This window comes from Phocaeicola coprocola DSM 17136, from assembly GCF_000154845.1.
Classification (GTDB): Bacteria; Bacteroidota; Bacteroidia; order Bacteroidales; family Bacteroidaceae; genus Phocaeicola; species Phocaeicola coprocola.
Genome location: NZ_DS981510.1, coordinates 35,804 through 48,592, shown reverse-complemented (window position 1 = coordinate 48,592; position 12,789 = coordinate 35,804). Strand labels below are relative to the sequence as shown.

Sequence of the window (12,789 nt, the reverse complement as noted above, 5' to 3'; positions counted from 1 at the left end):
AATTATTCACATTCGAAACAGTAACCATATCCTAAACGGGTTACTATGTATTTGCCGTAGCTGCCTATCTTTTTGCGTAAACGGGTGATATTTACGTCTATGGTACGATCGAGTACATACACTTCGTCATTCCATACTTTTGCCAGAATATCTTCGCGTGAAAATACTCGTCCCTGATTTTGTAGCAGCAGCAATAATATTTCAAATTCTTTTTTAGTCAACGAAGTTTCCTCTCCGTCTATCGTGACTTTCTTCTGAGGTATATTTATAACGAGCCCCTTGTATTGAAGCTGTTCTTCTTCTTTTATCTGTACACCTGCCGTGCGGCGTAATACCGCTTTCACACGCATGATTACCTCACGCAATGAGAATGGTTTCGAGATATAGTCATCTGCTCCCAGGTTAAATCCTGTGATTGTATCGTTTTCAGTATCTTTTGCGGTAATGAAAATAATAGGAATTTCGGCTGTATCCTTATTAGCTTTCAACATGCGCGCCATTTTGAAACCAGATATTTCTCCCATCATCACATCTAGCAGCAACAAATTGTATTGTGTGATGTCTAGTTTCAATGCTTCTTCGGCAGAATAAGCTGTATCTACCGTATACCCTTCCATCTCAAGATTGAACTTCAGAATCTCGCAAAGGTCTTCTTCATCGTCTACAACAAGAATACGATAATCGTTCATAGTGCTTTTGTTATAATTAGTTGCTGCAAAAGTGATGCTTTTTTGTTTCGCCACGATGAAATAGGTATTACAAAAATATTACAATTCAGGACGCGTAAATTCTCCGGCAATGGAACGGTTCATTTCGTTCCGTACTTCTTTTGGGGTCAGGTTATGTCCGAACAGGAACATTAGCTTGGTTAGGACACTTTCTACAGTAGCATCAAATCCACTGATGACACCTGCATCTAAAAGATGAAGGCCGGTTTCATAACGTGCCATTTCTACCATACCTGCAGGACACTGTGAAATGTTTACGATGACAATGCCTCGTTGGGTAGCTTCTTTCAACAAGCGGATAAACCAAGGTTTTTGCGGAGCATTTCCCGAACCATATGTTTTCAGTACCACTGCTTTTAATCCCGGTATACGGAAAACATTACTTACTACATTTTCTTGGATGCCGGGGAATATGGTGAGAATAAGCACATTTGTATCGAATACATAATGAGGATGCATCGGAAGATTCAAGTCTGCTTTCCGGATACGGTCGTATTCATACTTGATATGTATACCTGCTGTAGCCAGTGGGGGATAGTTGTACGAACGGAATGCATTGAAGTTTTCTGCATTGATTTTGGTTGTACGATTTCCTCGCAGCAGAAGATTTTCGAAGAAAATACACACTTCAGGAACTATTGCCCGTCCGTCCGGATACTTGGCAGCTGCTATTTCAATGGAAGTGATCAGGTTTTCCTTACCGTCAGTACGTAACACTCCGATAGGCAACTGACTTCCGGTCAGAATAACAGGTTTGCTCAAGTTTTCCAGCATGAAGCTCAGTGCCGATGCCGTGTAAGCCATAGTATCCGTTCCGTGCAGAATGACAAAGCCGTCGAAATTATCGTAATTGTAATGAATGATTTTTACTAATTTGCTCCACAAAGCCGGTTCCATATCGGAAGAGTCAATAGGAGGGTTGAACTGATAAGAGGATATACGATAATTAAAACGTTTTAGTTCCGGAACGTTTTCTTGAAGTTGGTCAAAATTGAAGGCTTCCAGTGCTCCTGTTTCCGGATTTTCAATCATTCCAATCGTACCTCCGGTATAGATTAGCAAAACGGAAGGATAATCTGGCTTTATCATGTTAGTGTATATTGCTTAATTTGTCACAAAGATAGTAAAAAGAGTTCTAACCATGCAACAATTGGGGAAAGAAAACAACAAAATGATTGTTTTTATGTGATAAATCAATTAATTATCCCTTTTCATGGTTTCACTTTTATCATTTTAGGGGTTTGATGTCTTATAATTTTGTCGTCCTAATAAGTGCATCAAACGTTCGGTTGCTCGGTCTGCATTACCATGTTCTTCGTCGAGAAGAGTAATAAATTTACTTCCTATAATACATCCGGAGGCGTGTGAAGCAGCTGTTTTGTAGGTTTGTTTGTTCGATATGCCGAAACCTACCATGCGTGGATTACGTAGCTGCATATTCTCGATACGGCAGAAATATGCTTGCCTTTCTTCATCGAAATTGGTTTGAACTCCGGTTGTAGCAGCGGAAGAAACCATGTAGATGAACCCATCAGTGTGCTGGTCTATTTTTCGTACCCGTGCTTCACTGGTTTCGGGAGTAATGAGCATGATGATGCGCAAATCATACCGTTCTGCTATAGGGCGGAATTCTTCTACATAATCTTTAAATGGCAGGTCGGGAATGATTACGCCGTCTATGCCACAATTTTGACAACTTCTACAGAAGTTATCGAAACCATATTGCATGATGGGGTTCAGGTAGCCCATAAGAATAAGTGGAATACTTACTTCCTGACGAATTTCTTTCAGTTGGTCGAAGAGTTTTCTTAAAGTCATTCCATTTCGTAAAGCCTGGGTAGCTGCATTCTGAATGACGACTCCGTCTGCCATGGGATCACTGAACGGAATACCTATTTCTATCATGTCAATTCCCTTTTGTTCCAGAGTTTTGATTACTGTTGCTGTTCCTTCCAGTGTAGGACTTCCGGCACAGAAATATAAAGAAAGGATATCGTGGCGTTTTCTACTAAATAATTCATTAATACGGTTCATAGTGATATGTTTTTATTTGTTGGTTAATAGTCTGAATTGTTCGATAAAAGAAGCTAGTTGCTTTGCGTCTTTTTGTGCCGGAGCAGTTTCAAATCCACTGTTCAGGTCAATGCCGGCCCAGCGTGGATGATGGAAACCGGATAGGGCAGGCAAGCTTTCCGGACGTATGCCTCCGCTTAAGAGGAAAGGAGTGTCACCTTTGTAATTTCCCAATATACTCCAGTCGAAAGATTGTCCTGAACCTCCATATCCATGACAGGGAGTGTCGAAAAGGAAATAATCACAGTAAGGAGCATATGCATAGGTACACTCCAAATCGGATGCTTTTCGAAGGGCGAAAGCCTTGATAAGTCTGAAACCTTCTTCATGCAGCTTTTTACATAGCTCAGGTGTTTCTTTGCCATGCAGTTGCAGATAGTCAAGGCTCAGCTCGTGTGCACGATGTGTAATGCCTGCATAATCTTCATTGACAAAAACTCCTATACGTTTTGAGTGTTGCGGAAGATATGAAGGAACCGATGAAACAAAACGGGGCGAACGGTCGTAACAGATCAATCCTATCCAGTTGGCTCCTGCCTGTTCCACTGCTCTGATGTTTTCAGGCTGCCGCATGCCGCATACTTTTACTATCATAAGGCAGATTGAAGTTGGTTTATAAACTCATTTAAAGCTTTTCCGGGATTTTCGGTTTTCATAAAATTCTCTCCGATAAGGAAACCTCGGAAACCGGCTTCACGTAGCTTGATGACTGTTTCAGGGTTGGAAATGCCACTCTCCGAAACCAGAACTTTATCTTTGGGAAATTTCTCTGCAAGGCGAAAGGAGTTCTCCGTATCGGTATGAAACGTTCCCAGGTTGCGGTTGTTTACTCCTATCATGTCGACATATTCGTTTATATAGTCTGTTTCTTGTTCGGTATGGATTTCGAGTAATACTTCCAGTTGTAATGCATGTGCTTCTTTTGCCAAGCTCATACATTCGTCTTTGCTAAGTGCTGCGGCTATTAGCAGCACGGCGTCAGCTTGTGCCACTTTGGCTTGCAGTAACTGGTATCGGCTGATGATAAAGTCCTTGCGCAACACAGGGATATTTACCGTAGGACGGGCATTACGAATGTCTTTCAATGACCCACCGAAAAACAGTTCGTCTGTCAGAATAGACAATGCAGCAGCTCCTGCCAGTTCGTAGCTGTGAGGCACGATCGATGCGTCGGCTTCACGGTTTATCCATCCTTTCGATGGCGACCTGCGTTTGAACTCGGCAATGATGCCTGTGGATGAGGCTGTCAGACTTTGTTTCATGCTGCGTGTAACGGTAGTTCCTCCAATATGGTTCTCGAGGAACGAAGCCGAAACAGCAGCTTCCTGTATGGCGATTTCTTTTCTTTTATGGGCGATGATGTCGGTCAGTATATCTTGATTCATGGTGATGTTTATTATAAAATATGGTGATGTTTTTATAAAAATGTGCGGATGTTTTCAGCTGTTCATGCTGACGAATTTACAGAATGTGTTCCAAGCCCGTCCGCTTTCCAGTGATTCTCTGGCCATTGATACGCATTCTTCTATTTGCTTTTGTGGCTCGCGGGCTTGTATGGCGAACGAAGCATTTATCAGAACACAGTCTGTCTGGGCTTTTGTAGCACGGTTTTGCAGGACATTGTCGAATATGCTGGCAGCTTCTTCCGGAGTTCTTCCGCCGTATAATTCTTCCTTTCGTGAGATAGTAAATCCTAGGTCTGAGGGACGGTAAATTGTTTCATAACGATTGGTCATGACTTTAAATTCGTCGGTTAGGGAAATTTCATCATATCCGTCGAGATTGTTGACTACGGCAAAACCGATATTCAGACGCTGCAAGGTATTGGTGTATAACCGCATTTGGGGAAGATCGGCCACACCTAGCAGCTGAAAGGCCGGCAGACATGGGTTTACAAGCGGACCTAGCAGATTGAACAATGTTCGTACTTGCAGAGCTTTCCGTACCGGAGCAACCGTTTTCATGGCCGGATTGAAGAGAGGGGCATGCAGGTATGCCATGCCGCATGTTTCGATGGAACGGCGAAGTTTACTTTCATCGTTGGTAAATTTCACCCCGTGCTGTTCCATTACGTTGCTCGCTCCACTTACTGAGGTTGCGCCGTAATTTCCGTGTTTGGCTACGGCATATCCGGCTCCGGCAACGATGAAACAGGCACAAGTAGAGATATTAAACGTATTTTTTCCGTCACCTCCTGTACCGACAATGTCTATTGGCTGGAAATCGGAGAAATCTACCGGAACACGTGTTGTCAGCAATGCCTCACGAAATCCGGTGAGTTCGTTTACTTTTATTCCACGCATCTGGAATACGGTGAGCAGCGAAGCAATCTGCGCTTCATTGTAGTCGCCACGTGTGATGCCTTTCATCAGATTGCATGCCTCTTCGTGCGAGAGCTCTTCGTGAGCAAAAAGCCGTATGAGTATTTCTTTCATTGTAGTAGCTGTTTTTTAGTGGTTTAACCAGTTTTGTATCATTTGTTTGCCATCGGGAGTAAGTATAGATTCCGGATGAAACTGTATTCCGCAGATGTCATACTGACGGTGGCGCAATGCCATGATATATCCTTCGCGACTTCTGGCTGTAATTTCCAGACAAGTGGGAAAATCTTTTGTGTCTACTACCCACGAGTGATAACGTCCGACGGGTATTTCATGGGGTAATCCGCAGAAGATATAGTCGTCTGCAACGATTTCTACCGGACTTTGTATGCCGTGGAATACTGTGTCGAGGTTTATCAGGCTGCCTCCGAAGACTTCTCCGATGGCTTGTTCACCAAGACAGACTCCTAGAATAGGCTTTCGATCGGCATAATTTTTAATGACATCCAGCAGCAGACCTGCTTCACTGGGGATTCCCGGACCTGGGGAAAGCACTATCTTGTCGAATTTCTCTAAATCTTCTATATGGAAACAGTCGTTTCGTAGTACCGTTACTTCTGCTCCAAGCTCTTTTATCAGGTGACTCAGATTATAGGTAAACGAGTCATAATTGTCTATGATAACTATTTTCATTGTCGGATGATTATAATTGTTCTGCCAGAAGGATCGCTTTTTTCAAAGCTCCCAGCTTGTTGTTTACTTCTTGTAATTCATTCTCTTCATTGCTTAATGCTGTAATGCCGCCTCCCGCCTGAAACCAAAGCTCATTATTGCGGCTTACAAAAGTACGTATGGTAATGGCCTGATTTAGCGCGCCGTTTAGTCCGATAAATCCGATACATCCTCCGTATACGCCACGATTATGTGGTTCTATTTCACTGATGAGCTGCATGGCACGTACCTTGGGAGCACCACTCAATGTTCCGGCTGGAAAGGTATCGATGAATGTACGTACCGAATTGGTTGTTTCACTGAGTGTTCCGCTTACACGACTTACCAGGTGAATAACATGACTGTAATATTGAGGCTCTTTGAAAAACTCAATATGTGTGTTGTGGCAGTTGCGGCTCAGGTCATTTCGTGCCAGATCGACCAGCATGACGTGTTCTGCATTCTCTTTCGGGTCGGCAAGCAGTGAAGCTGTCAGTTGGCTGTCTGTTTCTTTATCTCCACTGCGTCGGGTAGTTCCGGCTATCGGATCGATAGTAGCCTGTCCGTTTTCTACTTTACAGTGTGTTTCTGGAGATGAACCGAAGATGCGGAAGCCTCCGAAGTCAAAATAAAACAGATATGGTGACGGATTGATGCTTCTCAGTGCACGGTACAGCTTGAAATCGTCTCCCTGAAACTTTTGAATAAATCGCCGTGAGAGAACTACCTGAAAGACATCTCCCCGCATACAGTGTGCTATGCCTTTGCGGATATTGGCTTTATGTTCTTCATCGGTCAGTGTACTGGTAGTTTCACCTGTAGGATGAAAATCATAAGTCGTATAGTTTCGGTTGTTTATAGCTTTCTCTATTTCACCTATGTGACTTTTTTCCTGACTGTCCTGCATCTCGATCAATACCATTTCGCTTTTGAAATCATTGAAGACAATCAGGTATTTGTATAAAATGTAAAGTATTTCCGGAGCATCATTTTTCGGTTCGTGGCTGTCTTTTACCGGTATGTCTTCGAAGTAACGTACGGCATTGAATGTGGTATATCCATATAATCCGCAATAATGAGAGTATTCTCCTTCTATACTGAAGCACGACAGAAAACCGTTGATGGCATCTTCTGCCGTAAAGTTTGTACCAAGTTCTTTTTCCATGCAGGTATCATCGGGAAAATTCATAGTTGCTGTTCCATGATTGATACTGATGCTTGCTATCGGATTGAAGGCAATAAACGAACGGTTGTTTTCGCTTCCGTGATAGTCGGAACTCTCCATGAGTGCGCTTTGAGGGAAGAGATCGCGTACCTTGAGATAGGTGCTTACCGGAGTATGTAAATCGCCTAACAATACTTTATGTGCTGTATGATATGTATATGTTTTCATTGTATTGTAACTTATAAAATTGTGACTTAGTCATTATAGGGTTGATTATCTAAATAGGTTTCGATATCCTTGTCACCTCTTCCTGAAACAGTCAGGACAACAATATCGCTGGGCTTGAATTTGATTTTGCTGAGAGCTCCCAGTGCATGTGCCGACTCTAATGCGGGAATGATTCCTTCGAGTCTGGTCAGTTCGTAGGCTGCACTAATTGCTTCATCGTCGTTGATGGCCAATACGGTGGCGCGATGTTGTGCGGCAAGATTGGCATGCATGGGACCGATGCCCGGATAGTCTAGTCCGGCAGATATGGAATAAGGTTCGATAATCTGTCCGTCTTCGTCCTGTATAAGCAATGTTTTTGAACCATGGATGATGCCTAGGCGCCCCAGCTGAATAGTTGCCGCTGACATACCACTGTGTATACCCTTTCCACCAGCTTCTGCCAGAACGATTTTTACACGTTCATCATCGATGTAGTGATAAATTGTACCGGCAGCGTTGCTGCCTCCTCCGACGCATGCTATCAGGTAATCCGGATAATCTCGCATTTCATGCTCCAAAAGTTGTTTTCTTATTTCTTCGCTGATGACAGATTGCAAGCGGGCTACCATATCGGGATAAGGATGAGGACCTACGGTTGAGCCAATGAGATAGTACGTATCATCCGGATGGCAGCACCAGTCGCGGATTGCTTCGTTTGTAGCATCTTTCAATGTCATGTTGCCAGAAGTGACAGGGCGTACTGTTGCTCCCAGCATTTTCATTTTTTCTACGTTAATGTGCTGGCGCTCTACATCGGTTTTTCCCATGTATACGATACATTCCATATCCATTAGCGCACAGACAGTAGCAGTGGCTACACCGTGTTGGCCGGCTCCGGTTTCGGCAATGATACGTTTTTTGCCCATGCGGCGTGCTAGAAGTACCTGTCCGATGGCATTGTTGATTTTATGCGCTCCTGTGTGATTCAGGTCTTCCCGTTTCAGATAGATTTTACATCCGTATTTATCGGAAAGCCGTTTTGCCAGATACAGGGGTGATGGACGTCCTACATAGTCGCGGAGAAGTTGAGCGAATTCCTGTTTGAACTCTTCTGTTTCCATGACTTTCAGGTATGCGTTTTTCAGATTCTGTACACACTGATGGAGGATTTCGGGAATATATGCTCCGCCGAAGTTTCCGTAAAAACCGTTTTTGTCTACTTGATAAGTTTTCATAAAATTATTCTGTTGGAAAGTGATAAAAAACAAAAAGGGCTGTCGTAAGTACGACAGCCCTTTGCTATATTTTTACTATATATTTATTATGGTATATATACACATGACTGATGTTCCCTTACGACTTTTTGAAGCTGCAAGAGGTGCCACCAGAAAAATGTATTTACCATTGTTTGTTTCATAACACGTGAACTATAACTTGTTTGTATGTTGCAAAAGTAGAGATAATTTGCGGATTTGCAAGTAAAAAACTACTTTTTTTATGAATTTAACAGAAGAAAACTATAAAATTTCCTGGTTACCTTACTGGCTGATGAGTGTAAAGAGTTCTGTTAATGGGGTATCAGAAGGACGAGAATAGACTTGCTTTAAAAAAGTGACAGTCTTTTAGGTAAATTGGTGTTTTTATTTGTTTATATAGATAGAATAAGATATATTCGTAATAGATAATAAATTAAAAGTGTATGAAATCATTGAATTATGCTGCGATAAGTAGCTTATGTGCATTGGCAATCGGAATTTTGCTAGTTGTATGGCCTGAAGCCGCTATTATTTATTTAGTAATAACGGTAGGAGTACTTTTCTTGTTACCAGGTTTGTTTGGGTTATTCTCTTACTATGCTGCTTCCCGACATAAGGATGTAGAAATGCGCAGGTCATTTCCTATTGTTGCATTGGGAAGTACTTTATTGGGATTTTGGCTGATGATAATGCCGGAATTTTTTGTAAATATCTTAATGTACTTGCTTGGAGCGCTGCTTGTGTTAGGAGGATTGTCACAGCTGATAAACTTTATATCTGTGCGTCAAGCGGTAAAGGTACCTCTTCTTTTCTATCTGGTTTCTGTGTTGATTCTGGCATCTGGTGTTGTTATTTTGTTCAATCCGTTCCAGGCAGCTACCGTTCCGTTTATTGTTTTGGGAGTAACAGCCATTGTATATGCGGTAAACGATCTGATTCGCTTGTTGTTTTATCACCGCAAACGGAATAAGAATATCACAGATGTAACAATTATAGAGGAATAGTTGGATTTTTCCAACTATTCCATATTCCGATATTGTTTGGGCGACATGCCTGTATATCGCTTAAAATATTTCCCGAAAAATGAGATATCGGGGAAATTGAGTGAATAGGCTATCTCTTGGATAGTGAGTTCGGTAGAACGGAGTTTTGCCTGAGCATCCCGTATGACGAAAGTCGAAATAATGTCAGTCAACGTTTTTCCCGTAGTTTTCTTTATGGTAGTGCTGAGATGCTGAGGTGAAAGATGCATTTTCTCGGCATAGAAAGATATATTACGTTCCGATCTGTAATTTTCTATCACAACGCGTACCAACTCTTTTACAATCTCCTGATTTCGGTTATAATGCGGACGTTCGTTGCTTTCTCCTTGCTTATAAATATTTCCTAATCCCATAATCAGCTGGCTGCAAATAAGATCTGCCTGTTCGTCCTTGATAAAACTGTTGGGCAGTCTCATCGCCTTTGTCAAGACTTTGAAGTATTCATAAAATATTTCTGCTACTTCAGGTCTTAGCTCTATTACCGGTTTCTCAAAAATGGAGGGGGTGTATTCTATCATTCGAGAGAATAAAGGAGGACTTTGGATTAACTTTTTTGAAAATCCGACAAATATAAAGCGACAGTCATTGCTTTCTTCCATGACTTGTACAAACTGATGCGGGAAAATTATAGCTATGGAATTTTTCTTCAGTTCATATTTGCTTAAATGTATAGTAATAGAACAGTTTCCTCGGATACACAACAAGAACAGGCATCCAGGCATCTGGGCAGGAGTCTTAAAAAGCCTTTTTATGTTGCCTATAAGGTCAATACCCGTCAATATATCTATGTTTTCTGGTAGAGACTCTAATGAGTTTATTCGTTTCATTTATCTTACCTTTATAATAATTAATAGTTCGTTAAAAATTCGCCAAGCCTAAGCGGCTCTGGCAGTAAATAAAATGAGTTCTTTGAAAAGTTTGTCAATAACTTGCATGTCTGGGTTAATCCCGAACACGCAAATAAATCGTTCAAGCATATAAGCATTGTGTATGAATGACTTGCAAGAGGATATGGAATAGGCTATTCCGAGCCTCTTACATGCCGCTTTGGCCAAGTTGACAGCTGCGAGCGATGCATTGAAGTGAAAATCCAACTTCCTGAAGTCGGTTGACTGGCAGTTGGTGATTCCTGCATGCTGCTTGCCATCTCTAAAGCAAAATTCCAGTTGGAACCTGGTTCTGTAATAATCCAGCACCTCACGTCCATCCATGGAATCGTCTGTAGAGAAGTAAAGCTGCCACTTGTCTGTCCTCCCGTCCATCGGATACCAGACGGCTAAGGAAACATACCTTTTGAGAGCTTTTGCATATACCCTCAATCCGTATAGCTTTCCTTTGTTCACCTCGTATTCCTTGCACCGGGTCAAATCCAGATTGGCAAAGTCAATCCTGCCGTCAAACCACTTGGGATGACCACGTTTTCCTGTTTTCTGCTCCAATGTCGGATAGTACAGGATTACGTCATTCCGAAAGCGGCTGATGACATGGAAATCGTTCTCACACATAGGTGTTATGAATGTTTCCTTGGAAAAGAATGCGTCTGCAACCACCGTTCTGGACAGGCTCTGTAGCTTGTCTTTTCTACTGATAAGATAGCTGCTGTACCAGTCAACGAGGCTCTTGTCCATATTATCCAAGGTCTTACAATCCGGCGTCTGAATGGAACCTAAAGTCATGCATTCATGATTGTCGATGTCAATGACACCGATGCCCATGATTTCCAGTCCACGCTTGTATTCTCCTGCACAACCAGACCAGAAGTAACCTATCCAAGGTGTCTTCTTGCCTGATTTGGGAATATAGGAAGGATCGATGGCGATGGCTTTTCTTTTGCCTGTGAGATGCTTGCTGATGATAGAGCCGTTGAACGCAAACCAGTCGAAAGTTTCATGCTCAAAAAGGTTACGATAAGTCTGTTCTGAGAAACAGCCATATCTGCCCAATTGGAGGAAGTTTATACGATCCGGGATGGCCATGAATAATTTCATGGTGTCCATGAACGTTTTTTCAAAAGGTTTTTGTATATTCGCTACTGATTTGAGAGCCGACAGGCACTCGGATTGGTATTGCATAAGGAGTGTTTCTTTAGTCATAATCAGAAGAGTTCAGAGACTTCTAATTTACTAAGAAATAACGAATCATGCAATACTTTCATCCTTTATTATCAGCATGTTAGCTCTCCTTTTTCAGCACATTTCTTCATGCTTAACCATTCGTTTTTGACAACATTTCAATGACCTCTTTAGTGTTTCCGAACCAGCTTTTGCCGGTTCTGTTGTTTAACTTTTAATCTTTCGGTAAAAATTTACCGAAGTATTGATTAATTCAAACATCAAAAATAATATGGGAAAAATTAGAGCAGCCGTAGTAGGTTACGGAAATATTGGAAAGTTTACATTGGAAGCACTCGAAGCTGCTTCTGATTTCGAAGTTGCAGGTATTGTACGTCGTAATGGAGCTGAAAACAAGCCGGCAGAGTTGGCTAACTATCCGGTAGTAAAGGATATAAAAGAATTGGAGAATGTTGATGTTGCTATTCTTGCTACTCCAACCCGTAGCGTAGAAAAGTATGCAAAAGAAATATTGGCTTTGGGTATTAATACTGTAGATAGCTTTGATATCCATACACAAATAACAGATTTACGTCGTTCTTTGGGAGAAACAGCAAAAGCTCACAACGCTGTATCTATCATCTCTGCAGGATGGGATCCGGGAAGTGATTCTGTAGTTCGCGCTTTGTTGCAGGCTATTGCTCCTAAAGGTATTACTTATACAAACTTTGGTCCGGGACGTAGTATGGGACACTCTGTAGCTGTACGTGCTATTGCTGGCGTGAAAGATGCACTGTCTATGACAATTCCAGTTGGAACAGGTATTCATCGCCGTATGGTTTATGTGGAACTGGAAGAAGGTGCAGACTTCAAGACTGTAGAAACTGCTATCAAAGCTGATCCTTATTTTGTGAATGACGAGACTCATGTAATTCAGGTTCCTTGTGTAGACGATTTGAATGATGTTGGTCATGGCGTTAACTTGGTACGTAAGGGTGTATCTGGAAAGACACATAATCAGTTGTTCGAATTCGATATGAAGATCAACAATCCGGCTCTTACAGCTCAAGTATTGGTATGTGTTGCCCGTGCTTCTATGAAACAGCAGCCGGGATGCTATACAATGATTGAAGTTCCGGTTATCGATTTGTTGGAAGGTGACCGTGAAGAACTGATTGCTCATTTGGTATAATTAATTTTCAGATAACTTTGAAATCTCTTTCCTGTATCG

The 12,789-nt window shown here is 42.0% G+C and carries 13 protein-coding genes; 2 read left to right on the top strand and 11 right to left on the bottom strand.

Translation table 11 applies throughout. The features are described 5' to 3' along the window. Positions 1-2 precede the first annotated feature (2 nt). From BACCOP_RS18055 to trpB, 9 genes are all read right to left on the bottom strand, one after another. On the bottom strand, positions 3-689 hold the full coding sequence (locus BACCOP_RS18055; RefSeq protein ID WP_022126375.1) for a response regulator transcription factor: 687 nt from the start codon (positions 687-689) through the stop codon (positions 3-5). Between the two features lie 78 nt (positions 690-767). After that, a complete protein-coding gene (locus BACCOP_RS18050) occupies positions 768-1,817 on the bottom strand; it encodes an asparaginase (protein WP_007571656.1) in 1,050 nt (349 codons plus the stop codon). Positions 1,818-1,961: 144 nt separating this feature from the next. After that, positions 1,962-2,762, bottom strand: a complete 801-nt coding sequence (gene trpA / locus BACCOP_RS18045) for a tryptophan synthase subunit alpha (RefSeq protein ID WP_007571654.1) — start codon at positions 2,760-2,762, stop codon at positions 1,962-1,964. A 12-nt stretch (positions 2,763-2,774) separates the two neighbouring features. Next, positions 2,775-3,395 carry a phosphoribosylanthranilate isomerase gene (locus BACCOP_RS18040; protein ID WP_007571652.1) on the bottom strand — a complete coding sequence of 207 codons (621 nt, stop codon included), beginning with the start codon at positions 3,393-3,395 and terminating at the stop codon, positions 2,775-2,777. After that, positions 3,392-4,186 carry an indole-3-glycerol phosphate synthase TrpC gene (gene trpC, locus BACCOP_RS18035; protein ID WP_007571650.1) on the bottom strand — a complete coding sequence of 265 codons (795 nt, stop codon included), beginning with the start codon at positions 4,184-4,186 and terminating at the stop codon, positions 3,392-3,394. Before trpC ends, BACCOP_RS18040 begins: the two co-directional genes overlap by 4 nt. A 54-nt stretch (positions 4,187-4,240) precedes the next feature. Next, the gene (gene trpD / locus BACCOP_RS18030; RefSeq protein WP_007571648.1) at positions 4,241-5,236 is read right to left on the bottom strand and encodes an anthranilate phosphoribosyltransferase; all 996 of its coding nucleotides are present in this window, start codon (positions 5,234-5,236) and stop codon (positions 4,241-4,243) included. Positions 5,237-5,251: 15 nt separating this feature from the next. Next, entirely contained in the window at positions 5,252-5,815 is a 564-nt protein-coding gene (locus BACCOP_RS18025; protein WP_007571646.1) for an anthranilate synthase component II, read from the bottom strand. A 10-nt stretch (positions 5,816-5,825) separates the two neighbouring features. After that, the gene (locus BACCOP_RS18020; protein ID WP_007571644.1) at positions 5,826-7,226 is read right to left on the bottom strand and encodes an anthranilate synthase component I family protein; all 1,401 of its coding nucleotides are present in this window, start codon (positions 7,224-7,226) and stop codon (positions 5,826-5,828) included. Positions 7,227-7,252: 26 nt separating this feature from the next. Continuing rightward, positions 7,253-8,443 (bottom strand): tryptophan synthase subunit beta, encoded by a 1,191-nt coding sequence (trpB, locus tag BACCOP_RS18015; RefSeq protein ID WP_007571642.1) that lies wholly within the window; start codon positions 8,441-8,443, stop codon positions 7,253-7,255. Between the two features lie 464 nt (positions 8,444-8,907). Here trpB and BACCOP_RS18010 point away from each other — a divergent pair, with 464 nt between their 5' ends. Then, positions 8,908-9,468 (top strand): DUF308 domain-containing protein, encoded by a 561-nt coding sequence (locus BACCOP_RS18010; protein ID WP_007571640.1) that lies wholly within the window; start codon positions 8,908-8,910, stop codon positions 9,466-9,468. Between the two features lie 14 nt (positions 9,469-9,482). Here BACCOP_RS18010 and BACCOP_RS18005 read toward each other — a convergent pair whose 3' ends face one another. After that, on the bottom strand, positions 9,483-10,334 hold the full coding sequence (locus tag BACCOP_RS18005; RefSeq protein WP_007571638.1) for a helix-turn-helix domain-containing protein: 852 nt from the start codon (positions 10,332-10,334) through the stop codon (positions 9,483-9,485). A 48-nt stretch (positions 10,335-10,382) separates the two neighbouring features. Then, positions 10,383-11,600 (bottom strand): transposase, encoded by a 1,218-nt coding sequence (locus tag BACCOP_RS18000; protein ID WP_007571179.1) that lies wholly within the window; start codon positions 11,598-11,600, stop codon positions 10,383-10,385. Positions 11,601-11,850: 250 nt separating this feature from the next. Here BACCOP_RS18000 and BACCOP_RS17995 point away from each other — a divergent pair, with 250 nt between their 5' ends. Further along, entirely contained in the window at positions 11,851-12,750 is a 900-nt protein-coding gene (locus BACCOP_RS17995) for a diaminopimelate dehydrogenase (protein WP_007571637.1), read from the top strand. Positions 12,751-12,789: the final 39 nt, after the last annotated feature.